This is a genomic window from Bacillus sp. UMB0728, from assembly GCF_002858875.1.
Lineage (GTDB): Bacteria > Bacillota > Bacilli > Bacillales > Cytobacillaceae > Bacillus_AB > Bacillus_AB infantis.
In genome coordinates, this window is record NZ_PKLA01000005.1 from 33,822 (window position 1) to 60,134 (window position 26,313).

Sequence of the window (26,313 nt, forward strand, 5' to 3'; positions counted from 1 at the left end):
GGTCCCTGGGTGGGGGGCCGGTTTTTTACTGTCTTTTTTTCTGTTCACGATTATATTTAAGAAAATCAAGATAATAGCTGAAGTCCTCTTTTGAAATGCCCTGTTCTATTGCTTCGTGTACAATTTCAATCCACTCTGGATCTGCTGCAATCTCGGAATTTTGATCTTTGGCATGATCCTCGATCTCAATCAGTTCATCAAGCCGCACCTCCAATGCTCCTGACAGCTTGGATAAGATCTGGAGTGATGGATTCATCTGGACGTCTCTTTCAATATAGCTGAGATATGACTTAGAAATGCCAGCCTTTTTTGCCAATGCATTAAGTGAGTAGCCATTTTTTAATCTCAGAGATTTTAATTTTTTTCCGAGCATATAATCTACCCCTTACACGCATTTTATACATTATAACGAACGATTAAGTAATTTATAAAATACAAAATAGTGAGAAAACGAGAGGAAATACAAGATAAAGAACGAAAAACGTTCTATTTGACGAAAATATGAATAAATATGGAAATTTATTTCAGGAGAGGCATAAACTATACTATTTCTAACTTAGCAGAAGCTTATTTTGGAAGGAGACCCCCCATGTACCGAAAAAACTGCCCTAAATGCCACCGCCCATCCTACAGCAGCAGTGAAATAGGCGAATGGCTCTGTCCGGTGTGCGGCAATGATCTGACGCTGTTTCCCTTTTTTGATGCGTTTACGTTTGAGCAGCTTCCGGTGAAGGTTGTGCCTTTTAAGAGGAAGATGGAGATCTATAAGGGAAGGGCCATTAAATAGATAGAGGAAATAAGGCCTACCTAAAAGCTGTCGACTAAATGAGCAAAATTCTAACACGTTAACCTTAGATTCACCGGGCCATAAGTCTCATGAACTTTCGGAAAATTTCTAAAACTATCCAATTAACCTTCTTTTTGTCGAATAATAGCTTAAAAATATTTGAAGAATTTGACAAAAAGCAACACGAAAATGTTGGGAAAACTTTTATAGTAGTCTTAAGAGGATATGAAAAAAGCAGGAGTGAGCAGAAAAAGGCAAACCTGTTGAAAGATGGGGACGCAAAGTCACAGGTCTACCGCGCTTATCGATAGTAAAGTCGGATGAGGCGCCAGGACGGCTGGATTGCCTGGAATACGAAATGTATTTTAGGGGGAAGAGAAGGGTTATGAAAAATAATTTGCAGGAATTGGACTTGGAATGGGTGGCACTAATTGCTGAAGCAAAGAATATTGGCCTGAAAAAAGAAGATATACTTAACTTTCTTGCCGGCCAGCCGGCAGTGGATCTGATAGCGGATAACGGCTGAAAACTAACAACAGAATATAGAAAGCTAAGTGTTTCTCTGCAGGAGAAATGCTTTTTTATTTTGCGGGGACATTGGAGGTTACGGAGGCTGTCAAGCTTGATGACTGGTTGTCCTTTTTTGTATAACAGCCTCGGAGCAGTTATTTTTTTTGATTGATCCTCCATTTATTGAATTCGAGGAATTCGCGGAACTGGTCCTTTGAGATGCCGGAATCCATTGCTTCTTTGACGATGTTCATCCATTCAGAATCCAATTCTTCTTTATTGGGCTGGTCCAGGATCAGTGTATCAACCGGAACATGAAGAACAGCAGAAATTTTTTCTAAAAATTGAATGGAAGGATTCGTCTGAAGATTTCTTTCCAGGGAGCTTAGGTAGGATTTTGCTACGCCTGCCTGTTCAGCGAGCTCTGATAATGACATCTTTCTCTCCTGACGCAGTCTTTTTACACGTTCGCCAATCATTGTTCCACACACCTTTTATCCAGAAGTTATTTGATCGAAGAGTTATTTATTAAGAACGATTTGTTCAATCACTATATTTCATTTTAACACAATTGTAATATCTTTTCCTAAGAGTCCAGACGAAAAAATCAAATTTTTCTTAATAGAAACTGAATCCGCTGAAGACTTGAACTTTACGTTAACGTAAATGTTATATTGGTGTCAGAATAGTTAAAGAATTTAGGTGATAGTGTGGAATACACCATTTCTGAGCTGGCAAAGGCTTTCGATGTCAGCACCAGGACCATCAGATATTATGAAGAGCTTGGCTTATTATGCCCTAATAGAAATGAAAATGGAAGAAGAATTTTTGCCAAAAAGGATTATATCCGCCTGAAGCTGATTTTCCGGGGCAAGCGCTTCGGATTTAAGCTGGATGAAATAAAAGAAATGATCGTGCTCTTTGACCAGGACCGTTCAGGGCGGAAACAGCTGGAGCGAACGGTCGAGTATGGCAGGGACAGAGTAAAGGAGGTGAACGCCCGCATCGAGGAGCTGCTTTTTTTAAAAGAAGAAATGGAAAAGATGCTGGACCAATTTGAAAAAAGGCTGAACGAAAAGGGGGATCATATATGAACGTATCTGAATTGCTGGCGAGGAACGGAAGGAAATATCCAAACAGGGAGGCTGTCATTTCCGGGGAGGAGAGGCTGTCTTATAAAGAGCTGAACAGCAGGGTCAATAAGCTGGCAGATGCATTGAGGACGAGGGGCTATGAGAAAGGAGATAGAATTCTGCTTTTCATGCCAAATGTTCCGGAATTTGTGGTTACGTATTTCGAGGCGATTAGGATTGGTGCGCTGATTGTGCCTGTGAACAGCCGGCTGACGGCCTCGGAATTGGGTTATATCCTCGAACATAGCGGAGCGAGAGCTTTGTTTGCCCATGAAATGCTGCTTGAACAGACGGGAACCCTGAATGAAAGGCCTGGTCTCGAGTGTGTGAAGACAGGTGCAGCAGCGGCTGGCTGGGCCAGTTTTGAAGAGCTGGTGACGGGCGGCCGGGATATGGATGCGGGAATTCCTTTGATGGAGGATGACGAGGCGGCAATCCTCTATACATCAGGGACAACCGGAAGTCCGAAGGGAGTGCTGTTCACCCACCGCAATATTCTTTCAGCAGCGATCATGATGGCGGTCGAGATGAGGATGAAGCCGGAAAGCCGTATGCTCCATTTGATGCCGCTGAGCCACTCGGCACCGCTCCATCTGTTCCTGATTGCAGGCACCTATGTGGGGGCAGCCCATATCATGGCTCCCATTTTCACACCGGAAGTTTTGTTAAAGCTCGTTTCTTCGGAAAAAGCGACCCATTTCTTCGGTGCACCAGTTGCCTATCTTTTCACAGCCAAGCAGCCTGATATCGAAAAACATGATTTGTCTTCAATGGAGTATTGGGTATACGGCGGGGCTCCGCTTGGGGAAAAGGAAGTCAGGCTGGTGAAGGAGCGGCTGAAAACGGACAGCCTTTATTGCGTGTATGGACTGACAGAGGCCGGTCCGAGCGGGACCCTGCTGCTGGCTGGCGAGCATGAGCAGAAGGCAGGGAGCATCGGGAAGAGAGCGGCGCTCGGAACTGAGATGATGATTGCCGATGAAAAAGGCAATCCAGTCGAGCCGGGCGAGGCTGGCGAAATCCTTCTGAAGGGCGAAGGCGTCATGAAGGGGTATTATAAGAATCCCGAAAAAACAGCGGAAACGATCAAGGACGGCTGGCTCTATTCCGGCGATATGGCCAGGTATGACGAGGACGGCTATATCTGGGTCGTCGACCGGAAGAAGGATATGATCATTTCAGGCGGCGTCAATATTTTTCCGAAAGAGATTGAGGAGCTGCTGGCTTCGCATCCTGCCATTGCCGAGACAGCGGTAGTCGGCGTGCCGCATCCGGAGTGGGGCGAGACAGTAAAGGCCTATGTTGTGCTGAAGCAGCCGGGCAGTCTGGATGAGAGTGAGTTAAAGGCATTTTTGTCAGGAAAAATAGCTGATTATAAGATACCTAAATTATATGAAGAAATAGAGGCGCTGCCGCGGAATGCGACAGGCAAGATTTTGAAGCAGTCATTGAGAGAGCAGAAGCAATCTGTTTGAGGAGGGGCACCTATGAATTTTTATCAGGAAGATCCGAATTTGGCATTTGTGCTGAAGCAGTATATGGATGAGGAATTTTTTGCATGGGCTGAAAAGGAGCTGGAGGCTTTTGGAGGCTTATGTGCAAGGGAGATTGACGAGCGGGCGGTCCATACCGACAGGGAAGGCCAGCCGCGGTTGATCAAGTATGACAAAATGGGCAATGATATTTCCCATGTCTGGCTGAATGAGGGATACAGGAAAACGGTGGAGCAGACTTATAATGCCGGCATTGTCGGCTATGTCCATAAGGAAATTCCCGAGCTTGGGCGCAAGGGGAATTATGTGTATTCGTATGCACAGGGATATCTGCTGTCACAGACGGAGCCTGGCTTTTACTGCCCGGTCACTTTAACGATGGCGACCGCTTATCTGATCGATCATTATGCGGATGAAGAGCTGAAGGAGAAGTATTTACCTCATGTGATCAGCACGGGCGAGACCGAGCTGTTTGAAGGTGCGACCTTTCTGACGGAGAGGCAGGGCGGCTCTGATGTAGGCGCCAATGAGGTGAAGGCCGTGCTGGAGGACGGCCAGTACCGGATTTATGGGGAAAAATATTTTGCCTCCAACGCGGGTGCGTGCGGAGTGGCGATGGTGTTGGCCAGGAGAGAGGGGGCGGCTTCTGGATCGAAAGGCTTGAGTTTGTTCCTTGTCCCATGGCGGAAGGAGACCGGTGAGCTGAACGGGCTTGAGATCAGGCGGCTGAAGGATAAACTTGGGGTACGTGCAGTGCCGTCAGGAGAAGTGGTGTTCCACGGGGCAGAGGCCCATCTGGTAGGCGATGCGGATAAAGGAATCCACTATATGATGGAGGCGCTTAATCTGTCGCGGATCTGCAATAGCGTGGCTAGCATCGGCATCATGCAGCGGGCTTTTTTGGAGGCGAAACAATACGCTTTTGTGCGGAACGCCTTTGGCAGCAGGCTTGCTGACTTTCCGATGGTAAAAGAGACACTTGCCAAGCTGGCTTCAAAGCAGGAGGTTGAGACGAGTGCCGTGTTCAGTCTGATTGCGCTGTATGACCGGGTTGCGGCAGGCGAAGCTTCGCGCGAAGAGGAAGCGATGAACCGGCTTTTGATCGCACTGCTGAAGAAAGAAACAGCTGAGCAGGCCATTCATTTTGCCCATGAATCGATTGAGATGCATGGCGGGAACGGCTATATTGAAGACTTTGTCACACCGCGGCTATTGCGGGATGCGCAGGTGCTGACGGTTTGGGAAGGAACGGCGAATATTCTTGGACTTGAGATTTTGAGATTGATAGAGAAGTTCCGGGTGGATGAGCTGTTTGTCGGGAAAATGGAGGCGGAGCTTGAGGGGCTGGATGAGCGGCAGCAGGAGTTTGCGGCGCCTGTTTATGAGGGGCTTGTGAAGTTGAAAGAGCTGCTTGCGGCTGTGGGCGGAGGGGAACGTGATATGCAGACGTACCACTGTAAGCGCGCAGCTGTGCTGATGGGCAAAATCTATGAAAGTGTGATTGCTTTGAAGGATGCAGCTGTCGGCGGTGAGCGGAAAGAGATTGTAGCGCAGGTGTTTTTGAATGATGCGTGGGGGCTGACTGAGGTGCTGGATGAAGAAATGCTGCCGGTGAAGCATTTTGATGTACTGATGCATGTGGGGGAAGCAGCGGAAGTGGAGGTTTGAGTGGAGTGGGGCGCTGAATCTGGGATTTGGCGCTTTTTTTGTGCTGTGGGGGTGGTTTGCTGGTGGTTCGGCGGGAGGTTATTTGCGAGTTTGGGAGGATATTTGCGAGTTTCGGAATTTATTTGCAAGTTTTGGGATATATTTGCGAGTTTGCTGGGTATATTTGCGGGTTTTCGATTATATTTGCGACTTGGGACGGCGGGGGTGGCTCGGTTGAGCGTGCGGCTGGCTGGAAGGGAGCTGCTGCCGGGTGGATATTAGCAACTTTTTCGTTTTATTAGCAAGTTTTCCAGTATATTAGCAACTTTTGCCATATATTAGCAACTTTTCATTTATATTAGCAACTTTCGGGTTTTATTAGCAACTCCGCCGCCAGGCCGCTCCACCGTCCCCCGTGCCAGGCACCCCGCCCCGCAAAACAGCGCCAATTCTGCTTTCACGCTGCCAAGGTGCCTGGCACCACCATTTTGATGTGCTGATGCATGTGGGGGAAGCGGCGGAAGTGGAGGTTTGAGTGGAGTGGGGCGCTGAATCTGGGGATTTGGCGCTTTTTTTGTGCTGTGGGGGTGGTTGGCTGGTGGTTCGGCGGGCGGTTATTTGCGAGTTTGGGAGGATATTTGCGAGTTTCGGAATTTATTTGCGAGTTTTGGGATATATTTGCGACTTTGCTGGGTTTATTTGCGAGTTTTCGATTTTATTTGCGACTTGGGGCGGCGGGGGTGGCTCGGTTGAGCGTGAGGCTGGCTGGAAGGGAGCTGCTGCCGGGCGGATATTAGCAACTTTTTCTTTTTATTAGCAAGTTTTCCAGTATATTAGCAACTTTTCATTTATATTAGCAACTTTCAGGTTTTATTAGCAACTCCGCCGTCAGAGCTCTCCACCGCATCCCGGTGCCAGGCACCACCCCGCACAAAACAGCGCCGTTTCTGCATCCCCGCAGCTCCGGTACCAGGCACCACTCCAAAAACCCCAGCACACCCCCTGGTTTCAAAATCCCAATTCCAGGCTATAAGATGAGAAAAAGGTGGTGGACTGGATGGTTCTTAAGACAGAGGTGGCGATATTGGGCGGCGGAATCGGCGGGCTGACGCTGGGGCTGAAGCTGGCGCAGGCGGATGTGCATGTGACGGTGATTGAAAAGCTTGATGGTCCGTCGCCGGTGTATAAGGGAGAGCTGCTGCAGCCGAAGAGTCTGCAGATTTTTGAGCAGCTGGAAATCCTGAGTGAGATTGAGTATAACGGCCATAAGTTTTCGAGGATCAATTTTTCCGAGATTGATGAAGAGGAAGAAGAGCTGGCGATGGATTACCAGGTGCTTCCCGGAGAGTTCGACTATGCGCTGATGATCGAGCATGAGACGCTAAAGGGCATCCTCCTGAAGCATGCGATGAGCTATTCTAATTTTGAATATATTAAAGGCGGGCTTGGCAAAGGGTATTGCGAAGACCGGCTGATTGTGGAGGTGCGGAAGCGGAAGGAGCAGTTTTCGCTGAAGGCGGATTTCTATGTCGGGGCAGAGGGCCGCAACTCGCTGACGAGAAAGAAGATTGAGAGCGAGACGAAGAAGATTGATTATAATCATCATTTCCTGACGGTGACTTTCCCGCGGCCGGACAGTTTGACAGAAGGGCAGATCATTACGGCGAAGGATAAGTTCCTCGGATTGTTCCCGCTTCCGGACAACAAGGTCCGTTCGGTGTATCTCATACCTGAAGGGACTTATAAGGAGTTTCAGGAGAAGGGGATCGAGCATTTCCATCGGAAGTACATCGAGCTGTACCCGGAGCTTGACGGTTATGTGACGAAGCTGAAGAGCTGGAAGGATATCCAGCTGATGATTCCGACCGCCTTTTATGCAGACAAATATGTGGACGGCAACCATGTCATCCTTGGCGATGCGGCGCATACGGTCCATCCGATGGCCGGTGAGGGCATGAATATGGCGATCCAGGATGCCGATGTGCTCGGCGAGCTGCTGGTGACGATGTATGAGACGGGGAATCTCAGCCCGAAATGGCTGAGCTGCTATGAGAAAGTCCGCAAGCACCGGGCGGAAAAAATGATCAAGTTCAGCCATTTATCAGCACTTGCCTATTCCTATCCTTATCAGCTTGTGACAGGGATCAGGCAGAAGGGGCTGAAGCAGATCGAAAGGGACAAGAAGCTGCAGTTCAAACAGATGCTGAATATTTCAGGACTCGGATTCTGGCAGGAAAGCCTGCTGGACCGCGCCATTCAGATCGGGATGCTGCCTGCCCGCGAGAAGAAGCTCTCGCCTGCAGAGAAGGAAAGTTATTTTTACAAAGAAAAGGATGACTATCCTTGGAAAACGAAATTGGCAGGAGGCGTGCTATGATCTCGGAATATATAAGACTATTAAAAGCAAGGAACTGGATGAAGAAAAACCAGCCTTTCCTGTACAGCTGGCATGCTTATGTGGGATTTGAGCTGGATTTGTTCTCCCAGTTCAAGGATCCGAAGACGGTCCGCGAGGTGGCGGCGGCGCATGATTACCAGGAGGAGCTCCTCACCAGATGGGTGGAGGTGGGACTGGCGGTCAAGCATCTGAAGAAGAAGCGCGATGGAAAAATCAAGACCGCCTCAAAATTCAGCCTCCCCTCATCGCCTAAGAATCCGCGTTCGACAGGTGTCATCCTGAAGGAAATGATGGAGCTCCATATCCCGACACTGCTGACCTATCCGGATATGCTGCGGAAAAATGAGCGGAACACATTTGACAATGACGAGCACGGACCGACCGTGGCACGGACTTCCTCCCTCTTGGAGCAGCTCGCACTGCCAAAGATGTCCAAGGTAATAAAGAATAATGATATAAAATCGATTCTGGATGTAGGATGCGGCGAAGGAGGGTATCTTAAACGGATCAGCCAGAAACATCCGGACATTACCATGACCGGTATTGAAATCAATGAAGATGTTGCAGAATCTGCAGCCGGCAATTGTGCTGACAATCCGAATATCAGCATCGTCCATGCGGATATGCAGGAATATGAACCGGAGAAAAAGGCAGATTTGATCATGATCAATAATCTCCTTCATTATATTGAGCCTGAGGAACGGGAAGGCTTGTTTGAGCGGATGAGCGGCTGGCTGTCGGATAAGGGGACGATCACTGTCATTACCCCGATTCTTCATTCCAAGAAGGGCGAGGAATTTTCAAGCGTCTTCAACAGCTTTTTCTCGGCATTTGAAAATCTGTATGCCACCCCGACGGAAGAAGATATGATGAAAATAGCCGGCAAGCTCGGGATGGAAATAAAGACCTTCAAGCCGATCATCACAGAAGGCGGATGGTATTTCGTTGAGCTGGGACGGGCATAGAAAAAAGACGGGGCAGGTGCTCCGTCTTTTCCTGTGCAGATGGCAATAAGGCACTCTAGCCGAAATAATCAACCGGGCATTCTGCCTCTACTTGCCGGGAGCCGGGAATCCTTGTGCCTTTTTCGGCAGGTCCCTGTATTTCATTCAGAAGCTGGGTGAGCTCTTCCCGGCGCTTGTCATCTATGCTGAACTCCAGCCCATATTGTGTGACAAGGTCCGATTTTTCTTCTTTCCAGACAATATGCCCATCAAGGCTGAGTGTTTCTCCAAGAATCTTTGTTTGGATCTGAAAGAGAATATCCTGTCTGATCGGCAGTTTGATGTTGGTATACAATCTGGCGCCGCCGGGTCCGATATTTTCGATCAGCACTTCATTTTTGCCCATCTCGACCTGTTTATCTTTCAGCTTGAGGATGGTCAGGTCAGCACTGAGAGGGAGGGGAAGATCGATCCGGAAATACTTCCTTTGTTTTTTCAGCTTGTCCAAGCCTTTACCGCCGTCCGGCAGAATATACCCTTCTTTTAGAAAGTCCCTGAACACTATGCCGGAAACAGGCCGGGAAAAGAGAAAGCCCTGGATTTCATCGCAGCCCTTCTTTTTGAGAAAATCCAGCTGTTCAAATTCCTCGACTCCCTCAGCGACTACCTTCATATTCAGACCATGGGCCATGTCGATCAGGCTGGAGGTAATGGTGGCGTCCTCCAGATTGGAGATGATATTTTTGGTAAAAGATTTGTCTATTTTTAGCGTATTGAACTTGAATTTCCTAAGGTGCGTTAGCGATGAAAAGCCTGTTCCAAAGTCATCGAGAGACAGTTTTATTTTTAGCTGCCCAAGCTTTTCAAGCTCCTGGAGGACCTGGTCCGAATAGTGGATCAGGCTGGATTCAGTCAGCTCCAATTCAAGCAGCGTGGGGGAAATTCCATGCTTTTGGCAAAGGTCCCCGATCATTTCGGCCAGATTATTTTTGTAAAAGCGCTGTCCTGACACATTGATGGAGATTGGCACAAGGGAGAGGCCGTCTTTCTGCCATTCCTCCATCTTGGCTATCACATTTTCGATCACCCAGTCTCCGATTTCAACGATCAGCCCTGACTCTTCCGCAACAGGGATGAATTCCATCGGGGATACGATGCCCCAGTCAGGATGGTTCCAGCGCAGCAGCGCTTCGGCGCCTGCCAGCTTATGGGTCCTTGGCTCGATCTTTGGCTGGAATTCCACGTAAAATTGGTCATCCTTCAGAGCATTCCGCATATCTCTTTCCAGGCAGTACTTTTTGAATGATTCAATATTCATGGATGCGTTGTACACCTGATGGCTGCTTTTGCCCATCTGCTTGGCATGGTACAGGGCGGCATCGGCATTGCGCGCCAGTTCCTCCGGCGTGCTGCCATTATTGGGATACAGGCTGATCCCGATGCTTGCCGTAATGAATAATTCGTAGCCTTCAATCTCGTAGGGCTTCTGGATGGTGCCTGTAATTTCCGCTGCCAGCCTGCTTGCATCCTCAATGCTCTCAACGTTCGGCGCGATAATGGCAAATTCATCGCCGCCCATCCTGGAAGCAAAATCATCCTTCCGAATTGAGGCCTTTATCCTCTCCGCCGCCTCTTTCAGTACCTGATCGCCAATCGGATGGCCCAGGGTGTCATTGATATGCTTAAATCGGTCAAGATCCAGATACATGATTGCGAATTTTTCCGGATTTTTGTCCTCGAACAGGCCATTCAGGGTCTGGTCGAACAGGCGCCTGTTCGGCAGGCCTGTCATATAATCATGATAGGCGAGGAATTCCATTTGTGCCTCGGCCTGCTTTTGGGCTGTGATATCAGCCACAATACCATCCAGGCGAATGAGCCGGCCATTTTCATCATAGATGGGGATCAGGTGGTCGCTTACCCATTTGAGCTTTCCATCCCTCGTGATGATTCTGTATTGCTGCTTGATAATATTTCCTTCTGATATTTTATTCTGATTGTTCATCACTTCCCGCATATCATCCGGATGAATAGATCTATTCCATATACGGGGATCTCTATACAGTTCTTTTTTGGTATACCCATAGATAGCAAGGATCGCATCAGAACAGATCAGAACCTTTTTGCCAGCGGGGTCGAGCGACCATACACCCACATCTGAATTATTATAAAAGCTCTTAAATTGCTCTGTGTTCTCAGCCAGTCTGTCCTCTATTTCCCGCTGTTCCGTCACATCGCGCGAAATGCCGACCGCCCGTTCAGGATTGCCGTCACCATCGAGGATCAAGGTGGACTGATGATGGAGCCGGCGTACTTGGCCGTCCTTCCGGATGATCCGGTATTCCAAATCTGCCGGGGTCTTTTCCTCCAGGGATGCATGGTGATTTTTCAGAAACGGTGCAAGGTCCTCCGGGTGGATAAAGTCTTTATAATAATCAAAAGAAGGAATGAATTCATCTTTTGATACTCCGAACATTTCATACATATGCTCAGACCAGTAGGCGTAGTCTTCCTTGAAATAGTAGTCCCAATATCCGAAGTCAGCCGTCTTCTGGGCGAGATTGAGCCTTTCCTCCGCTTTCTGCAGCTTGCGCTCCTTATCAGCCAGTTCGGTGATATCCTTGGCAATCCCGAATACGCCGGTTATCTGATTATCTGTAATGATAGGAATATTTGTGATATTTGCATCAAACTTTTCCCCGGATCTGTTGATGCCGGTCATATTGTAGTTTTGCGGTTTTCCTTTTGCGGCCAGTTTAAACATGCGCAGCACAAGACTCATAGATTCCGGGGCAACAAATTGCCTGAAAGATATTCCATGCATGTCGGGATCATAATCGAACAAACGGACGAGGGATTCGTTAAAGGCTGTCACATCTCCGTTTAGATCCAGTGAATATACGGCATCCGGATGGTTGTCAAAAAGAGATCTGTACATCTGTTCACTTATGCTGAGCTTTTGCTTTAAGTTTTCCTCGGCTGTAATATCCTTTGAGATCCCAATGATCCCGATGGTTTGGTTTTCCTGGATAATCGGGATGGCGACACTGTTTAACAGAATCAGCCCGCCGTCTCTGCGGTTGATCCGGAAAATATGTGTTTGGGTAGAACCCTGCAATACTGCCTGGAAGCTTGTCTCTGCCTTGGGGAGGTCTTCCTTGCAGACAAAGGGAAAAAATCCCCTCTTTTGAATTTCTTCTGCACTAAATCCTGTGGCCTTAACGGCCGCCTCATTTACTTTAAGGATTTGGCCTTCTTTATCCAGTATGTAAGCCAGGTCTGATGTGTTCAGGAATAAGCTTTCATAGATATGTATATTTTCAACCAGGGGGGCACCTGGTTCTTGAATAGTTGTTTTCAATTTGTGATTTTCTATTTTTTTCAATGATTTCTTCACCTTTCTATTAATCTGGCAAGGTGTCATGCTAAAAAAATAGCAAGCAGCCCGGCTGCCATAGCAAAAGCCTTAGGCCCGCAGCTTTGCGTCTTTTACTTTCATAAAATTTGCCACTTATATAGTAACATATCCCTAATGTGGAAATCCTGGCAATTATTTTGGTAATATATAACTGATAACATGATTAGGCATTCTCAAACCGCTTCTATAACGGTAAAATAACCTTAGGTGATTAATAATGAAGAATAAATATCTGCTCATATACGAAGAACTGGCATCAAAGATACAGGATGGATATTATCCTGCAAGAAGCATTCTGCCGTCTGAAAATGAATTGACGGAGATGTTTGAGACATCGAGGGAAACGATTCGGAAGGCGCTGAATCTGCTGGCGCAGAACGGGTTCATCCAGAAGATACGGGGGAAGGGCTCGATTGTGCTTGATCTCAAGAAGCTGCAGTTCCCGATTTCCGGCCTGGTCAGCTTTAAGGAGCTGGCAGGAAAGATGGGCCAGAAGGCGGAAACCGATGTCGCGGAGTTTGCACTTGCGTTCCCGGATGATGATTTGATGAGGCAGCTGCATATCAAGGAAGAGGAAAAGATATGGAAGGTATGCCGTGTGCGGAAAATCGAGGGTGAGCGGATCATCCTTGATAAAGATTTCCTGGTAGAAAAATTGGTTCCCGGCCTGACAGAAGAGATTTGCCGCAATTCAATATTTGAATATATCGAGAACACGCTGAACCAGAAAATCAGTTTTGCGAAAAAGGAATTCACTGTCGAGGAGCCGACAGACGAAGACCGGAGGATGCTGGACCTGGAAGGATACCATTCCGTCGTCGTCGTGAAAAATTATATCTATTTTGATGATGCATCCCTTTTCCAATATACTGAATCACGCCACCGGCCGGACAAGTTCCGATTTGTCGATTTTGCCAGGCGGATGGACATGCCTTCAGGCTGACAGGATGTGCTGGATCGGGCTTGAAAAAATAAGAAAATGGGTAAAAACTAACAGATTAAAGTCTGTTAGTTTTTTTTGTTGTGAAAAATCCTTGAGAAGGGGTAATAGCATGAATATATATAATCTGATTGGCATCGGCATTGGTCCCTATAATTTAAGCCTGGCGGTGATGCTAAAGAAGGTCCCTGGACTGACGGGGCTCTTTTTTGACAAAACACCGGAATTCTCCTGGCATCCCGGCATGCTGATCGAAGGCTCGGAGATGCAGGTGCCGTTTCTGGATGATCTGGTCACCCTGGCTGATCCGACAAGCCCATACACATATTTAAATTATCTGCATGAGCATGACCGGCTGACCCAGTTTTCCTATTTTCACCGGCTGGAGATTCCGAGGAAGGAATATAATCATTACTGCCAATGGGCAGCTTCAAACCTGGACAATTGCAGATTCGGCATGGAAGTGGCCGATGTGCGGGACAGGGAGGAGGATGGAGAGCGCTTTTTTGAGGTGACAGTGCTGAATATGGAAAATGGGCAGGAAGAGACCTATTTTGCCTATCATCTGATTCTGGGTACAGGGAATGAACCATTGGTCCCGGACCATATGAAGGGTTTCCTCGGGGAAGATTGCATCCACTCCAGCCGCTATCTGCATTACAAGGACAAGCTTGTTGAGGGCGGATCCATCAGTGTGATCGGTTCAGGGCAGAGTGCCGCGGAAATCTTTTATGATCTTCTGCAATGCCAGAAGACGCATGATTTTCAGCTCAACTGGCTGGCCCGCTCTGCCGGATTCCTGCAGCTGGAAAGCACAAAGCTCGGCCAGGAGTTTTTTTCGCCGGAATATGTGAATTATTTTCACAGCCTGCCATACGAGGAACGGATTCAGTCACTGGATACATTGAACGGCCTCCGCAATGGCATTGAGCCAGGGCTGCTGGACCTTATCTACAAAGAGCTTTATCACCAGACAATCGGCGGTGAGTCGAGCAAGGCGAGGATCCAGCCGCATGCCGAGCTTCAAGGGATGGAGCGCACATCATCCGGTTTCGAGCTGCAGCTCCAGCAAAAGCAGTCGGAAACAGGTTTCAAGCTGGATTCGGACAAGGTGGTCCTGGCGACAGGATACCGGCCGCATCTGCCTGACTGGCTGCTCAGCCGCTATAGAGACGATATTATCTGGGAGGCAGAGCGCGAATTCAAAGTGTCTCTCTCATATGAAATCCTTTTTAAAAAGAAGCGCACAAACAGGATCTTTACTCTGACAAATATTGAGCATTCCCACGGGGCCGCTGCCACCCATCTCGGCTTGTCAGTCGACCGCAACAGGCGGATCATCAATACGCTTGCTGAAAAAGAGATCTATAAAAGCAACAAGAAAAACGTCTTTCACCGCTTTGTCCCAAGGGAAGAAGAAGTTGTACTGTAAAACAAGGTTTTATCACTGCCCAGGGAGGGAAATCTCATTAATGTGATCAAATTTAAAGGAGATGACACAATTGACTAAAATTGCATGCTTAATTACCGAAATGTTTGAAGACGTAGAGTATACTGATCCTGCGAAAGCTTTCAAGGAAGCGGGACATGAGATTACAACAATCGAGAAGGAAGCAGGCAAATCTGTCAAAGGCAAGCAGGGAAATGCAACGGTTGAGATCGATAAAAGTATTGACAATGTAAATCCTTCCGACTTTGATGCACTATTCCTGCCGGGCGGATTTTCTCCTGACCAGCTTCGTGCAGATGACCGTTTTGTCCAGTTTGCAAAATCCTTCATGGACGACATGAAGCCTGTATTGGCAATCTGCCACGGACCGCAGCTGCTCATCACGGCAAAAACGCTTGATGGAAGAGATGCGACAGGGTTCAAATCCATCCGCGTAGACATGGAAAACGCCGGCGTCAACTTCACGGATCAGGAAGTTGTCGTATGCCAGAACCAGCTGGTCACAAGCCGTAACCCGGATGATATCCCGGCGTTCATTAAAGAGTCATTGAATGTACTTTCAAATAAATAAGAGCAGGAGCGGGGGCGCTTGGTTGAGCGTGGCCCGCTCTTTTTTTGTGGTGCGTGGTTTTGGGTATTTTTGTAAGAAGGAAAAATTATCGGTGTTTTTGGGGTGAATCCCGCTTAAAGTGGGGTGAAAAAACCGCAATCCGGGGTGAAAAAATCAAGTTTCAGGGTGAATCATCCTAAATCCATGGAGAATGGCCAACTTCTGTTTTGTGGCACACCTCTCCCTCCAGACATATAGTGGTAAAAGGCATCAGGCGCCATTCCTTTGAAATTCTTCCTTTGTCGCGATAAGATAGAGAAAGGGACTTTTTTGCTATCTGAACCATATACAGTTTTACATAAATGAGCGGGGAAGGCAGGTAAAATGATGATTGTATTGAAATCAGCGCGTGAGATTGAAGCGATGAAAAAAGCGGGCGAAATTCTCGCCTCGTGCCATAAAGAAATTGCGAAAAGAATCAAGCCGGGTGTGACCACTTGGGAAATCGATGAGTTTGTGGAGGGATTCCTCAAGGAGCATGGTGCAACTCCGGAGCAGAAAGGCTATAAAGGCTATAAATATGCGACCTGCGCCAGCATCAATGACGAAATCTGCCACGGTTTTCCGCGCAGGGAAGAATTGAAGGACGGCGATATTGTCACGATTGATATGGTTGTGAGATATAACGGCGCGCTCGCGGATTCTGCCTGGACGTATGCGGTCGGCAATCTTTCCGAGAAGCACCGCAAACTGCTGGAGGTCACAAAGGAAGCCCTCTATAAAGGGATCGAGCAGGCTGTGCCAGGCAAGCGGATCGGGGATATCGGCCACGCCATCCAGACGTATGTCGAGGGTGAGGGCTTCTCTGTTGTCCGCAACTTCATCGGCCATGGAATCGGCAATGTGATCCATGAAAAGCCGGATGTGCCGCATTTCGGCCTTGCCGGCAAAGGGCCGCGCATCAAGGAAGGCATGGTCTTCACCATCGAGCCGATGGTCAATGTCGGCGTGTATGACACGAAGATGGACAATAATGGCTGGACAGCGAGGACGGCAGACGGCAAATTCTCTGCACAGTATGAGCATACGATTGCCGTTACGAAGGAAGGCACATTGATTTTGACAGATCAGGAATAGGAGAAAGGCAGGTCTTCGGATCTGTCTTTTTTTCTGAAAAGCGAGGCCCCGTGAATGCTCACAGGGCCTTTTTCCTTCCGATATACAGGGTATCGCCTGCCGACAATCCATACTTCCTTGCTTCCCCAAGGCCGTGATGCTCAGCAAAATCATACTGTTCCACTATAAAGCCTGCAGCTTCTAGTCTGCCCGTAAAATCTTCCTTGCTGTAGAGTCTGACATGGTCACACTGGCCAAAATACCTCAGCTTATCAGCGGGAGAGGTGATCAAGGGATTCTCAAGGCTTTTCTTCAGATTCAGGCTGATGGGTACCTGCAGAATGCTCCAGCCGCCGGGCTTCAGCACCCGGTAAATCTCGTCCATGGCAGCTTGATCTTCAAGTATATGCTCCAGCACATGGCTGCACAGAATCACATCGAAGCTGCCCTCAGGATAAGGAATGGCCCGAATGTCCATCTGTATGGTTTCTGCATCCGCGGGCATCAGATCCCCCGCCAGATAGTCAACTGTTGAAACTTTGCTGATCCATCGCCGTAAATTCGTTTCAGGGGCGATATGCAGCAGCTTCTGCTTTTTTTCCAGCAGATTTGTTTCCCTTTCGATGTAAAGCCTGTAGAGCCGCTCACGGTCAAGGGAGTGGCAATGAGGGCAGATGGCGGTTTCTTTGTTCCACATTTCATAGATATGGCTGGGAAAGTCGTAAAAATCCGGCCACGGGAAAAATGAGTCAAAGCTTTGATTGCAAAAAGGGCAATGATATGGTGTTTGAGTGTCTGTCATTGTGCATCCTTTCCATTCTTAATGATCCATATTGGAACGCGCGCGCAGTGTAGTATATAAATATGGAAAAGTGAATGGAAGGTTACTATTATGAGGCTTATCCCCATAAAACAGTCAAACTATCCACAAAAGTGTATATCTTTCTGAAAAATCACACTTATCCACAGGGTCATTTTTATTGGAAAATGTCTTATCCACAGAAAAAGCCCGGCATATGCCGGGCAATCAGTTTCCGAATTCTTTTTTCATCAGTTCAATATTGCCGTCATGGAAGTCTTTCATGATGCGGGGATACTTATATTCCTCAAACAGTACATAGCTTTCGGCTGCATTCCCTTCAGCCACATATTCCTTCAGTTTTGCAAGATAACCGGCAGAGGAGTGGATGCGGGATGAAATCTCCTCATTGCTGTAGGCCGGCAGTCCGTGCCCGGTCATCATGAGCCGGAAGCTGTGGTCTGCGAGGCTGTCCGCGAATTTTTCCAAAGTGAGCAGATAATCGGTGCTGGAAAAATAAACATAAGGGAATTCTGTATCACAGAGATAGTCTCCTGCGATCAGCAGGTCCAGGGACGGGATGATGCAGGCAATCCCGCAGTCAGTATGGCCGGGCGTCAGGAAAAATTTAAGCTCTGTCCCGCCGACAGCCAGTGCCTGCCCGTCCTGTGAAATGACGATGTCAGCTCCCGGATAGGAAGGTGCATAGTCCCGGTCGATATAATAGGAATCATCAAATGAGAGGATCTGATCCAGGATTTTTGCCTTCTCCTGGCCGTCTTTTTCATTGAGTGCTTTGCTGCCGATGATGCTTGCATCAGGGAAAGCACCGTGGCCGATAATATGATCATAGTCGGAATGGGTGTACAGGACAAAAATCGGCAGGCTCCCGGCTGCGCGGTATGCATAGGAGCGGATTTCTTCAATCTCACGAGGAAGCCAGCATGGGTCGATGACGAGAACCAGATCCTCTGTTTGAATGACGGCAGAATTGGTCTTAAACAGGCTGCTCTGAAAAATCGCTGTGTTTTGGTCTTTATGGATGAGCATGGGAATCCTCCTTTGATGGTAATAAAACAAAAGCAGACCCTATAGGCCTGCTGCTTTTCTTACATTTTTCTCAAGTTGCCGAGCTCTTCTACGAGCGCCTGCATTTCGTTGGGGCTGAAAGAATCTTTTTTCATGACAAGATCGTAGATTTCCTTGAGTTCTGTGTACATTTCCTCGTCAAAATGGGACGGCTTGATGGCACCGAGGTTCAGGACCTTCAGCTTTTCCTTGATCTGTTCAATCATATATTCTACATTTTCCGTAGATTTTTCCGATAGGTTCATGGGGGAGTCATCCTCTCATAACGATATCAACAGGATTTGCCTGTCTTCTTTACTCTTCATCTTTCCATGATAAGAGCGGAATGTCAATCAAATTATAGAGTGGCCTTCCTGCTTATAGTTGCATGAAAGCAGTGAAATAGAAGAAAATGTAGCTAAGGGGGAATGTGATTGTGATTCGCGTTTTGTTTGTGTGCCTCGGCAATATCTGCCGCTCGCCGATGGCAGAAGCCCTGTTCAGGGACCAGGTCAAAAAGGAAGGGCTTGAGCATGCGATTGAGGTCGATTCTGCCGGGACAGGTGACTGGCATATCGGCAAGCCGCCCCATGAAGGAACCAGGAAAATCCTTGAGAAATACAAGGTGGATGCTGCAGGATTGGCCGCCCGGCAGATTAAAGCATCCGACCTGGATGAATTCCAGTGGATCGTGGCGATGGACAGCCAAAACCAGGCAGATATTCTAAGCCTTAAAAAAGGCAATCCTGATGCCAAGGTAGTCAGGCTCCTCGACTACAGCGACCGCAGGGATAAAGACGTGCCGGACCCGTATTATACCGGCAACTTCGAGGAAGTTTACAGCCTCCTGAAGGAAAGCTGCGAAAGGCTCCTGAAAGAAATAAGCATAATTCATCATTTATAAAGTAAAAATGGAAAGAGGGATAAGCATGGGGAAAACGAAATTACTGCAGGGAATGCTGCTTGGTGCGATTGCAGGCGGTGCATTGTCATTATTTGATAAAGAAACACGCCGGGCCGTACTGGAGACAAGCCGCAAAACAGCGGGAAATGCAGCCTATTACATAAAAAATCCTTCAAAAGCAGCCGAGTCGGTCAAACAGACGGCCAGCTCGATCCGCACGACCATTGAACAGGTAACGGAAGATGTTGCGTTTATCACGGAAAAAGTCGAGGAGTTGAGGGAAGTGACTCCCCAGGTGGTGGATATTGTCCAGGAAACACGCTCCGCTTTTTCAAAAGAAAGCAAGAAAGCTCCTTTAGCCGAGGATGAGCCATTAAAGAAGACTTCAGCTATCAGTACAGAAGAAGAATGAGCAGAGGAGGGGCTGCAATGAGGCCGGGAATTCCGTATGTATGGAAAAAAATCCACGAAGACGATATCTTTGGCCTCGCAGCCCAGCTGGCCTATTTTTTTCTGCTCTCCCTTTTTCCGCTCCTCATCTTCCTCGTCACCCTCATCACCTATCTGCCCGTCAGCCAGGTGGATATCCTCGGCTTCATCAGGGATTATGCGCCAGGCGATACGATGGCGCTGATTGAGTCGAACCTTAACCAGATCGCAGACCGGAGCGGAACGCTTCTGTCTGTTGGGATCATCGGGACCATCTGGTCGGCATCCAATGGAATTCATGCAATTGTTAAAGCCTTCAATCTGGCTTATGAGGTCAAAGAAAGCCGTCCGCTGATCGTGGCGCGCGGCATGGCGATTTTATTGACGTTCGCCATGATATTTGTATTTGTCGTGGCCCTTCTGCTGCCGGTATTCGGGAAGCAGATCGGCGTTTTCCTCTTTTCCGCTTTTGATTTGTCATCCGAATTCCTCTCAGCCTGGAACGCCCTGCGCTGGCTTGTCAGTATCGTCATCCTGTTCATTGTTTTTCTTGTGCTCTACTGGATTGCCCCCAATGTGAAAATGAAATGCATCAGCGCGCTGCCCGGCGCCATTTTTGCCACCGCCGGCTGGATACTTGCTTCACTCGCATTTTCTTATTATGTTGGCAATTTTGCCAATTACACCGCCGCTTACGGAAGCATCGGCGCCATCATCGTCCTGATGGTCTGGTTCTACCTGACCGGTGTCATCATCATCCTTGGCGGCGAGGTCAACGCCTATGTCAGCAAGCGGAAGAATGGGGATTGCTAGGATACACCCCCTGATATTGCCTTCTTAGAAAAAGGGTGTGATGTTCACACTATAAAAGGGGAACACACCACCATCATCAGGAGGGGAAGCACATGGGAAAAGGCAAAACCAAGCAAAAAGGCAAAGACAGCCCGAAGCATAAGACATCGGGATCAGCTAATAAATCGAATGGTTATCATTAATAGTGAGGACGCCCTTTGGGGGCGTTCTTTTTTGGGTTTGGCGGGAGGATTAGTGAGGCTGCCGAGGCGATGGTCGAGCGGGAGTTGCTAATAAAACGGGAAAGTTGCTAATAAAAATGAAAAGTTGCTAATAAAAGGAAAAATTTGCTAATAAACCAGAAAACTTGCTAATAAAACCCAAAAGTTGCTAATAACCCAAATATCCACACCCTCACACCGCACAAAATCCCACCTCCACACCCCAACCCCCGGTTAATCTCCCCCAAAATAGCTAAAACTAAGTCCCGGAGGTGTTCTACATGCAGCAGGAAAGGCTGACTTCATCAGAAATATCAAATATATGGACTCATTATATCCGCGAAACGATGGCGGTCTGCATTACGAAATATATGCTGAAGGGCATAAAAGATAAGGAGATATACGATTTTCTTCAATACGCGCTCGATCTGTCATTTCAGCATATCGATTCGCTCACTGAGCTTTTCAAAAAAGAGAAGTTCCCAATCCCCAAGGGGTTTTCGAAGGAAGATGTGAATATGGATGCACCAGCACTGTTCACAGACGCCTACTGCCTCTTATACATGCACACAATGACGATGCACGGGATGCAGGCGTATGGCCTGGCTTCAAGCGTGTCCATCCGGAAGGACGTCCGCGATTTTTATGGCCGGTGCAATCAGGATACGCACGATCTCTACAACAAAGCGATCGACCTTCTGTCCGAGAAAAATCTGCTCGAAAAACCGCCGCTTTACGCAACGCCCGAAAAACCGGTGTTTGTCCCGGACTTTAAATATGTCACCGATGTGTTCGGGAAAAAGCGGAAAATCAATACCATCGAGGCGGGCAATATCTTTTTCAATCTGCAGAAAAGCTATATCGCGAAAAGCAGCTTTATTGCGTTCAAGCAGGTTTCCCGGGATAGTGATGTGCAAAGGTTCCTGGATAAATGCATCAATAATAAAAACAAGCATATCGCAAGCTTTGCTTCTATGCTTTTAAAAGAAGGACTCCATTCGCCAAGGCCATTCGAGTCGGAGATCACGAACTCGACGACTGCTCCTTTTTCGGAAAAGCTGATGCTGTTTCATTCCGGCTTTTTCTTTGCGGCGGCGATCTCGTATTACGGCGCAGCTGCGGTTGCCTGTATGAGGGCGGATATCGCCGTGCTTGCCGAGAAAGCGATATTGGATGATCTGCTTGTGTATGGAAGCTTCGGCAAGCTGATGATCGAGAAGAATTGGATCGAGCAGCCGCCTGATGCGGATGACCGGAAAGTGCTGGAGCAATAGAAAAAACGCCCGGGCACCATCCCCGAGCGTTTTTTTCTATGACTTCAACAATCTCAAGCTGTTCAGAATGACCAGAATGGTGCTGCCTTCATGCCCAATGACACCGAACGGCAAATCAAGGATCTGCAGGAAGTTCGACGCGATCAGAAGCATGATGACCGTGATGGAAAAAATCACATTCTGCTTGATGATTTTGTTCATCCGCTGAGAGAGGGTGATGGCTTCAGCAATCTTCGGAAGCTCATTTTTCATCAGGACTACATCTGCTGTTTCCAGCGCAACGTCTGTTCCTTCGCCCATGGCAATCCCGACATTGGCAGCGGCGAGGGCCGGGGCGTCATTGATGCCGTCGCCGACCATGGCCACATTTTCGTAGCGGTTTTTCAAGTCCTTCAAATGCTCAACTTTATTGGCCGGCAGGCACTCGGCGATATATTCATCCACGGTGCTTTCCGCGGCAATCGCCTGGGCGGTTTTTTCGCTGTCGCCGGTCAGCATCACTGTGTAGATGCCCTGAGCGTTCAGGGTGCTGATCGCAGCCTTCGTTTCCTCGCGGACAACATCCTTCAGTGCAAGCAGTCCGGCGATACGTGGACCTTTTTTAATAAAAACAATCGTCTTGCCTTCTCCGGCCAGAGAAAGCGCTGCTCCATCAGCAAACCTCTCCGCTTCTTCACGGCCGATGAAATCAGCTTTGCCGATCTTCCATTCTTCATCCTGCAGCATCGCCTTGACGCCAAACCCGGAGATATCTTCAATGCTTTCCGGGCTCACAAGCGGCTGCTTCAGCTCATTCTTCGCATATTTGACGATGGCCCCTGCAAGCGGGTGATTGGAGTGACTTTCAATCGATGCTGCCGCCAAGAGGATTTCTTCTTCCTCCATATCCTCGCAGACCAGATAATCAGTCACTTCAGGACGGCCCTTCGTCAGGGTGCCGGTTTTATCAAAGGCAATCGCCTTCAGGTGGCCGAGATTCTCCAGATGGACCCCGCCTTTGAACAGGATCCCGCGGCGCGCGCCGTTTGAGATGGCCGATAAGGTGGCCGGCATGATGCTTGCGACAAGGGCGCACGGACTGGCGACCACAAGCAGGATCATCGCCCGGTAAAAGGTTTCCGTCCAGCTCCAGCCCAGGAGGTAATGGGGCAGGATCATCATCGCGGCCACTGCAGCAAGCACTACTTTTACATAAGTGCCTTCAAATTTTTCAATAAAAAGCTGTGATGGCGACTTTTCGCTCTGTGCGGTCTGGACAAGCTGGATGATCTTTTGGAAGAGGGTGTCGCTGGCAGGCTTTGTGATCTCGACTGTAATAGAGCCGTTCAGATTCACCGTTCCTGCGAAAACTTCATCGGAATTGCCTTTGCTGACGGGGATGGATTCCCCGGTGATGGCAGCCTCATCCAAAGTCGTCGTGCCCTTCAGGATTTTTCCATCAGACGGGACACGCTCACCCGGCTTCACGAGGATATGGTCCCCAATGCTCAGCTCGGAGACATGCACACGCTGTTCTCCGCCATCTGTTAAAAGCAGGGCTTCCTCAGGCTGCAGCTCCATCAGCGATGAAATCTCTTTGTTGCTTTTGTTCATCGTGTACGTTTCCAGTGCGCCGCTGACGGCGAAAATGAAGATCAGGATGGCGCCTTCCGTCCAGTAGCCGATGATGGCCGAGCCGATGGCGGCGAAAATCATCAGCATTTCCACATTCAATTCTTTGTTTTCAATTGTTTCTTCGATGCCTTCCTTGGCTTTCGCAAAGCCGCCGATCACAAAGGCGAGCAGATAGGCGGTGATGGAGGCGGCCCCCATATCATTCCGCGCAAGCAGCCAGCCGGCAAGGATAAGGACCCCGCTCAGAATGGCGGCGATCAGCTCGGCGTGAGGGAGTATTTTTTGGAGCAGGCTTTCCTGTTCTTGCTTCAGTTCTAATAGTGCTTTGGCTTCTGTCGTCATTGGAATTCCCTCCTGGGTTATCGGTTTCTCATTGAGAAGAATAATCAACATCAATACCCCTATAAAACGACGAAAGCTGCCCCCGCCGGAGGATTCTACCTCTTTTGGGGACAGCATTTTCGCATAGGTTTCTAGATTAGTATCGTTATCATATCATAGTCATTTTTATTTAGAAAGGGGGTTAGGGGGAAAAAATAAAAATGGCCTATATTTCTTTTTTACCCAGCCCGCCGAAAGGCAAACCTCATTGGCTCAGCGAATGCTGTTCGTCCCTCTGCCCCGCTCCGCGGTTTGTCAGAACAGCCAGGAAAATCACGAGCAGCATGATGCTGATAATATTGAAGAACGAGATATTCTTGAAAAATTGAATGAAGATCCCGCCCAGATAAGGGCCAGCCAGGCTCCCCAGGCTGAAGGCGATGCCGCAGAGCAGATTGCCGGTCGGCAGCAGATCCTTTGGCATCAGGTCGGTCATATAGCTGATCCCGAGTGAAAAAGTGGAGCCGACTGCCATTCCGGCAAGGAAAAGCGTGGCCGTCAGCGCCCAGACAGCTCCTTCCAGGAAGCTCGCCAGGAAAAAGAAGATGGAACCTGACAGAAGGATGATCGTCAGGATTCTTTGCCTGCCCCATTTATCACTTAAAATCCCGAGCGGCAGCTGGAAGACGATTCCGCCAATCGCAAAAGCGGTCAAGAGGACCGAAACGCTGCTCACCTCAAGCCCGATGCGCAGGCCGTAGACCGGAAAGCTGCCGTTCAGGGAAGACTCAAGGAACCCGTAGCCGAGCGGCGGCAGGAAGGCGACCCACGCATATTTAAAGGCAGACGAGAAGCGCTTCACTGTATTTTTCATTGAATTGACTTCAATTGTCTGCTCCGGATAATCATTTTTCAAAAGGAACAGGAATACCCATGCCACGAGGCAGAGTACAGATGACAGGATGAACGGCAGGGTTTCATGCACATTGACGAGCGGCGCCATCAGCGGCCCGACCGCAAAGCCGACACCGAAGAACAGTCCGTACAGGGAAATATTCCGGCCGCGCTTATGTTCAGGCGAGAAGCTCGTGATCCAAGTCTGTGTCCCGAAGTGGAGGGCATGGTCGCCGATTCCGATCAGGAGCCTGAGCACGAACCAGAACCAGAATGATTTCCATAATGGAAACAGCACGAGCGAGACGATGACGAGCAGTCCGCCAAAAATGATGACCGGCTTGTAGCCGTACTTCCGGAGGGGCTGCTCCATAAAAGGAGAAACGAGCAGGATGCCGACATAAAGGCCGGTCGCATTCAGGCCGTTCATGCTTGAAGACAGCCCGTCATTTTCAAATATAATCGCAATCAGGGGAAGCAGCATGCCCTGGCTGAAACCCGAGATTGCCACAATGCTGATTAAAATCCAGAAACGCATATTTTCTTTATTCATGTTGTTGGCCTCAGTTTCTAAAAAAATTCTTTCCAAATTGATGGTAACGGCTCCCCATCGGCTTTGCAAGGAAAAAAGAGCGTATTGTTCATAGCTATGGCAGAAATAGTAGTATAATCACTGCATACAGCAGAAAAGAGGGAGTGAAAACGATGGAATTTACAATGAAGGATGTCGGCTTTTTCACGGAAACGAGCTATGGCAAGCTGGATGTAGCCGGTGATGAAGAGTACGGCTTCAGGCCGTATCAGCTGCTTGTATCCTCAGTGGCGGTCTGCAGCGGCGGCGTGCTCCGCAAGATTCTGGAGAAGCAGAGGATCGATGTCGAGGATATCAAAATCAATGCAGAGGCAGAGAGAGTGGAAGAGGAAGCCAATCGGGTATCGAAGATCTCAGTCCATTTTACGATCACTGGAAAAGGCTTGAAAGAGGAGAAGATCCAAAAGGCCATGGAGCTGACGCGCAAGAACTGCAGCATGGTTCAGTCTGTCAAGGACAGCATTGAAATCGAAGAAACATTCACATTGGTGGAAGCATAAGAAAAGCAGGGGGCGGATCCATAGACGGGTCCGCCCCTTTCTTCTATAGTGACAATTCCTCAGGCTCCGCGCCCGCTTTTTCAAAATAGCGGATCAGCGATGGCTCCATTTTCAGGAGCAGATAATCCGGATCGTCAGGGCCGGAGAGCCAATCCTTCAGCTTTTCGCTCCAGAATTTCTTTTTCAGTTCGCCGGAATCCTCGAATGAGGCTTTCGCTTCAATTTCACAGTACGGCCCGTCATATCCGCCCTGCTCCACCCCCAGCAGAATATGGACATTTGGATTTTTCTCGATGTCTTCTACTTTATGGGCGTCTTTGTCGGTAGCGGCATAAAGAATCAAATCATCATGGAAAAACAGCATAAAGCGGCTGTACGGCCTGTCATTCCGGATGGAAGCCAGCGTGCCGATGCTGTATTTCTCGAACATATCAAGCACCTTCTGCTTTGTGTCTGCCATTGTCATTTCACTCCTTACAATTTTCTTCCCTTTATAATCTGTCATTTTTCCTCTTGTAT

25 protein-coding genes and 2 riboswitches are annotated in these 26,313 nt (G+C 48.5%); of the genes, 16 read left to right on the plus strand and 9 right to left on the minus strand.

Annotation, left to right across the window (positions count from 1 at the left end; all coding sequences use genetic code 11):
- Nucleotides 1-25: 25 nt before the first annotated feature.
- Nucleotides 26-373 carry a helix-turn-helix domain-containing protein gene (locus tag CYJ37_RS19470; protein ID WP_101551194.1) on the minus strand — a complete coding sequence of 116 codons (348 nt, stop codon included), beginning with the start codon at nucleotides 371-373 and terminating at the stop codon, nucleotides 26-28.
- A 216-nt stretch (nucleotides 374-589) separates the two neighbouring features.
- Here CYJ37_RS19470 and CYJ37_RS19475 point away from each other — a divergent pair, with 216 nt between their 5' ends.
- Both CYJ37_RS19475 and CYJ37_RS19480 read left to right on the plus strand, forming a co-directional pair.
- Nucleotides 590-787: a hypothetical protein gene (locus CYJ37_RS19475; RefSeq protein ID WP_101551197.1), complete on the plus strand. Its 198-nt coding sequence runs from the start codon at nucleotides 590-592 to the stop codon at nucleotides 785-787.
- 243 nt (nucleotides 788-1,030) lie between these two features.
- A riboswitch (cyclic di-GMP riboswitch) is annotated at nucleotides 1,031-1,137 on the plus strand.
- 35 nt (nucleotides 1,138-1,172) lie between these two features.
- Complete coding sequence (locus CYJ37_RS19480) at nucleotides 1,173-1,313, plus strand: anti-repressor SinI family protein (RefSeq protein ID WP_101551199.1); 141 nt, start codon at nucleotides 1,173-1,175, stop codon at nucleotides 1,311-1,313.
- 139 nt (nucleotides 1,314-1,452) lie between these two features.
- On the opposite strand, the gene CYJ37_RS19485 is transcribed toward CYJ37_RS19480, so the two are convergent.
- Nucleotides 1,453-1,776: a helix-turn-helix domain-containing protein gene (locus CYJ37_RS19485; RefSeq protein ID WP_009792142.1), complete on the minus strand. Its 324-nt coding sequence runs from the start codon at nucleotides 1,774-1,776 to the stop codon at nucleotides 1,453-1,455.
- 231 nt (nucleotides 1,777-2,007) lie between these two features.
- Between CYJ37_RS19485 and CYJ37_RS19490 the strand changes: the two genes are divergently transcribed.
- The 5 genes from CYJ37_RS19490 to CYJ37_RS19520 all read left to right on the plus strand — a co-directional run bounded on the left by CYJ37_RS19490 (nucleotide 2,008) and on the right by CYJ37_RS19520 (nucleotide 8,933).
- Complete coding sequence (locus tag CYJ37_RS19490) at nucleotides 2,008-2,391, plus strand: MerR family transcriptional regulator (protein WP_101551202.1); 384 nt, start codon at nucleotides 2,008-2,010, stop codon at nucleotides 2,389-2,391.
- A complete protein-coding gene (locus tag CYJ37_RS19495; protein ID WP_101551204.1) occupies nucleotides 2,388-3,905 on the plus strand; it encodes a class I adenylate-forming enzyme family protein in 1,518 nt (505 codons plus the stop codon). The genes CYJ37_RS19490 and CYJ37_RS19495 overlap by 4 nt, the downstream gene beginning before the upstream one ends.
- A 12-nt stretch (nucleotides 3,906-3,917) precedes the next feature.
- Nucleotides 3,918-5,591, plus strand: a complete 1,674-nt coding sequence (locus tag CYJ37_RS19500) for an acyl-CoA dehydrogenase family protein (RefSeq protein ID WP_101551206.1) — start codon at nucleotides 3,918-3,920, stop codon at nucleotides 5,589-5,591.
- A 1,036-nt stretch (nucleotides 5,592-6,627) separates the two neighbouring features.
- Complete coding sequence (locus CYJ37_RS19515) at nucleotides 6,628-7,947, plus strand: FAD-dependent oxidoreductase (RefSeq protein ID WP_101551211.1); 1,320 nt, start codon at nucleotides 6,628-6,630, stop codon at nucleotides 7,945-7,947.
- On the plus strand, nucleotides 7,944-8,933 hold the full coding sequence (locus CYJ37_RS19520; protein WP_101551213.1) for a class I SAM-dependent methyltransferase: 990 nt from the start codon (nucleotides 7,944-7,946) through the stop codon (nucleotides 8,931-8,933). The genes CYJ37_RS19515 and CYJ37_RS19520 overlap by 4 nt, the downstream gene beginning before the upstream one ends.
- A gap of 55 nt (nucleotides 8,934-8,988) precedes the next feature.
- On the opposite strand, the gene CYJ37_RS26920 is transcribed toward CYJ37_RS19520, so the two are convergent.
- Nucleotides 8,989-12,297: an EAL domain-containing protein gene (locus CYJ37_RS26920; RefSeq protein ID WP_180827384.1), complete on the minus strand. Its 3,309-nt coding sequence runs from the start codon at nucleotides 12,295-12,297 to the stop codon at nucleotides 8,989-8,991.
- A gap of 51 nt (nucleotides 12,298-12,348) precedes the next feature.
- Nucleotides 12,349-12,431, minus strand: a riboswitch (cyclic di-GMP riboswitch).
- Between the two features lie 116 nt (nucleotides 12,432-12,547).
- Between CYJ37_RS26920 and treR the strand changes: the two genes are divergently transcribed.
- From treR to map, 4 genes are all read left to right on the plus strand, one after another.
- Nucleotides 12,548-13,273, plus strand: a complete 726-nt coding sequence (gene treR, locus CYJ37_RS19550) for a trehalose operon repressor (protein ID WP_101551215.1) — start codon at nucleotides 12,548-12,550, stop codon at nucleotides 13,271-13,273.
- Between the two features lie 109 nt (nucleotides 13,274-13,382).
- Nucleotides 13,383-14,702, plus strand: a complete 1,320-nt coding sequence (locus tag CYJ37_RS19555; protein WP_101551217.1) for a lysine N(6)-hydroxylase/L-ornithine N(5)-oxygenase family protein — start codon at nucleotides 13,383-13,385, stop codon at nucleotides 14,700-14,702.
- Nucleotides 14,703-14,763: 61 nt separating this feature from the next.
- A complete protein-coding gene (locus tag CYJ37_RS19560) occupies nucleotides 14,764-15,291 on the plus strand; it encodes a type 1 glutamine amidotransferase domain-containing protein (protein WP_101551219.1) in 528 nt (175 codons plus the stop codon).
- A gap of 366 nt (nucleotides 15,292-15,657) precedes the next feature.
- Nucleotides 15,658-16,407 carry a type I methionyl aminopeptidase gene (gene map, locus CYJ37_RS19565; protein ID WP_101551713.1) on the plus strand — a complete coding sequence of 250 codons (750 nt, stop codon included), beginning with the start codon at nucleotides 15,658-15,660 and terminating at the stop codon, nucleotides 16,405-16,407.
- Between the two features lie 58 nt (nucleotides 16,408-16,465).
- On the opposite strand, the gene CYJ37_RS19570 is transcribed toward map, so the two are convergent.
- The 3 genes from CYJ37_RS19570 to CYJ37_RS19580 form a co-directional block, all read right to left on the minus strand.
- A complete protein-coding gene (locus tag CYJ37_RS19570) occupies nucleotides 16,466-17,188 on the minus strand; it encodes a class I SAM-dependent methyltransferase (protein ID WP_257964254.1) in 723 nt (240 codons plus the stop codon).
- 225 nt (nucleotides 17,189-17,413) lie between these two features.
- Nucleotides 17,414-18,235 carry an MBL fold metallo-hydrolase gene (locus CYJ37_RS19575; RefSeq protein WP_101551221.1) on the minus strand — a complete coding sequence of 274 codons (822 nt, stop codon included), beginning with the start codon at nucleotides 18,233-18,235 and terminating at the stop codon, nucleotides 17,414-17,416.
- Nucleotides 18,236-18,294: 59 nt separating this feature from the next.
- The gene (locus tag CYJ37_RS19580; protein WP_094769334.1) at nucleotides 18,295-18,519 is read right to left on the minus strand and encodes a DUF1128 domain-containing protein; all 225 of its coding nucleotides are present in this window, start codon (nucleotides 18,517-18,519) and stop codon (nucleotides 18,295-18,297) included.
- 170 nt (nucleotides 18,520-18,689) lie between these two features.
- On the opposite strand from CYJ37_RS19580, the gene CYJ37_RS19585 reads away from it, so the two are divergent.
- From CYJ37_RS19585 to CYJ37_RS19600, 4 genes are all read left to right on the plus strand, one after another.
- Nucleotides 18,690-19,157 (plus strand): low molecular weight protein-tyrosine-phosphatase, encoded by a 468-nt coding sequence (locus CYJ37_RS19585; protein WP_101551222.1) that lies wholly within the window; start codon nucleotides 18,690-18,692, stop codon nucleotides 19,155-19,157.
- Between the two features lie 25 nt (nucleotides 19,158-19,182).
- A complete protein-coding gene (locus CYJ37_RS19590) occupies nucleotides 19,183-19,569 on the plus strand; it encodes a YtxH domain-containing protein (RefSeq protein WP_101551224.1) in 387 nt (128 codons plus the stop codon).
- A gap of 17 nt (nucleotides 19,570-19,586) precedes the next feature.
- Nucleotides 19,587-20,399, plus strand: a complete 813-nt coding sequence (locus CYJ37_RS19595; RefSeq protein ID WP_022543383.1) for a YihY/virulence factor BrkB family protein — start codon at nucleotides 19,587-19,589, stop codon at nucleotides 20,397-20,399.
- 481 nt (nucleotides 20,400-20,880) lie between these two features.
- The gene (locus CYJ37_RS19600) at nucleotides 20,881-21,873 is read left to right on the plus strand and encodes a DUF3231 family protein (protein ID WP_101551226.1); all 993 of its coding nucleotides are present in this window, start codon (nucleotides 20,881-20,883) and stop codon (nucleotides 21,871-21,873) included.
- A gap of 36 nt (nucleotides 21,874-21,909) precedes the next feature.
- Here CYJ37_RS19600 and CYJ37_RS19605 read toward each other — a convergent pair whose 3' ends face one another.
- On the minus strand, nucleotides 21,910-23,829 hold the full coding sequence (locus CYJ37_RS19605) for a heavy metal translocating P-type ATPase (protein WP_101551228.1): 1,920 nt from the start codon (nucleotides 23,827-23,829) through the stop codon (nucleotides 21,910-21,912).
- A 244-nt stretch (nucleotides 23,830-24,073) separates the two neighbouring features.
- Nucleotides 24,074-25,255, minus strand: coding sequence for an MFS transporter (locus tag CYJ37_RS19610; protein ID WP_101551717.1), 1,182 nt, complete (start codon nucleotides 25,253-25,255; stop codon nucleotides 24,074-24,076).
- 152 nt (nucleotides 25,256-25,407) lie between these two features.
- Here CYJ37_RS19610 and CYJ37_RS19615 point away from each other — a divergent pair, with 152 nt between their 5' ends.
- A complete protein-coding gene (locus tag CYJ37_RS19615) occupies nucleotides 25,408-25,794 on the plus strand; it encodes an OsmC family protein (RefSeq protein ID WP_094769329.1) in 387 nt (128 codons plus the stop codon).
- Between the two features lie 43 nt (nucleotides 25,795-25,837).
- On the opposite strand, the gene CYJ37_RS19620 is transcribed toward CYJ37_RS19615, so the two are convergent.
- The gene (locus CYJ37_RS19620; protein ID WP_257964255.1) at nucleotides 25,838-26,299 is read right to left on the minus strand and encodes a pyridoxamine 5'-phosphate oxidase family protein; all 462 of its coding nucleotides are present in this window, start codon (nucleotides 26,297-26,299) and stop codon (nucleotides 25,838-25,840) included.
- Between the last annotated feature and the right edge of the window lie 14 nt (nucleotides 26,300-26,313).

Bases quoted from the DNA above. Each gene is read 5' to 3' on its own strand.
- CYJ37_RS19470 (WP_101551194.1), bottom strand. From the start codon at position 373: ATGCTCGGAAAAAAATTAAAATCTCTGAGATTAAAAAATGGCTACTCA.
- CYJ37_RS19495 (WP_101551204.1), top strand. From the start codon at position 2,388: ATGAACGTATCTGAATTGCTGGCGAGGAACGGAAGGAAATATCCAAAC.
- CYJ37_RS19570 (WP_257964254.1), bottom strand. From the start codon at position 17,188: ATGACAGACACTCAAACACCATATCATTGCCCTTTTTGCAATCAAAGC.
- CYJ37_RS19520 (WP_101551213.1), top strand. From the start codon at position 7,944: ATGATCTCGGAATATATAAGACTATTAAAAGCAAGGAACTGGATGAAG.
- CYJ37_RS19515 (WP_101551211.1), top strand. From the start codon at position 6,628: ATGGTTCTTAAGACAGAGGTGGCGATATTGGGCGGCGGAATCGGCGGG.
- CYJ37_RS19475 (WP_101551197.1), top strand. From the start codon at position 590: ATGTACCGAAAAAACTGCCCTAAATGCCACCGCCCATCCTACAGCAGC.
- CYJ37_RS19590 (WP_101551224.1), top strand. From the start codon at position 19,183: ATGGGGAAAACGAAATTACTGCAGGGAATGCTGCTTGGTGCGATTGCA.
- treR (WP_101551215.1), top strand. From the start codon at position 12,548: ATGAAGAATAAATATCTGCTCATATACGAAGAACTGGCATCAAAGATA.
- CYJ37_RS19620 (WP_257964255.1), bottom strand. From the start codon at position 26,299: ATGACAGATTATAAAGGGAAGAAAATTGTAAGGAGTGAAATGACAATG.
- CYJ37_RS19615 (WP_094769329.1), top strand. From the start codon at position 25,408: ATGGAATTTACAATGAAGGATGTCGGCTTTTTCACGGAAACGAGCTAT.
- CYJ37_RS19580 (WP_094769334.1), bottom strand. From the start codon at position 18,519: ATGAACCTATCGGAAAAATCTACGGAAAATGTAGAATATATGATTGAA.
- CYJ37_RS19480 (WP_101551199.1), top strand. From the start codon at position 1,173: ATGAAAAATAATTTGCAGGAATTGGACTTGGAATGGGTGGCACTAATT.
- map (WP_101551713.1), top strand. From the start codon at position 15,658: ATGATTGTATTGAAATCAGCGCGTGAGATTGAAGCGATGAAAAAAGCG.
- CYJ37_RS19600 (WP_101551226.1), top strand. From the start codon at position 20,881: ATGCAGCAGGAAAGGCTGACTTCATCAGAAATATCAAATATATGGACT.
- CYJ37_RS19605 (WP_101551228.1), bottom strand. From the start codon at position 23,829: ATGACGACAGAAGCCAAAGCACTATTAGAACTGAAGCAAGAACAGGAA.
- CYJ37_RS19575 (WP_101551221.1), bottom strand. From the start codon at position 18,235: ATGCTCATCCATAAAGACCAAAACACAGCGATTTTTCAGAGCAGCCTG.
- CYJ37_RS19610 (WP_101551717.1), bottom strand. From the start codon at position 25,255: ATGAATAAAGAAAATATGCGTTTCTGGATTTTAATCAGCATTGTGGCA.
- CYJ37_RS19485 (WP_009792142.1), bottom strand. From the start codon at position 1,776: ATGATTGGCGAACGTGTAAAAAGACTGCGTCAGGAGAGAAAGATGTCA.
- CYJ37_RS19555 (WP_101551217.1), top strand. From the start codon at position 13,383: ATGAATATATATAATCTGATTGGCATCGGCATTGGTCCCTATAATTTA.
- CYJ37_RS19560 (WP_101551219.1), top strand. From the start codon at position 14,764: ATGACACAATTGACTAAAATTGCATGCTTAATTACCGAAATGTTTGAA.
- CYJ37_RS19500 (WP_101551206.1), top strand. From the start codon at position 3,918: ATGAATTTTTATCAGGAAGATCCGAATTTGGCATTTGTGCTGAAGCAG.
- CYJ37_RS19595 (WP_022543383.1), top strand. From the start codon at position 19,587: ATGAGGCCGGGAATTCCGTATGTATGGAAAAAAATCCACGAAGACGAT.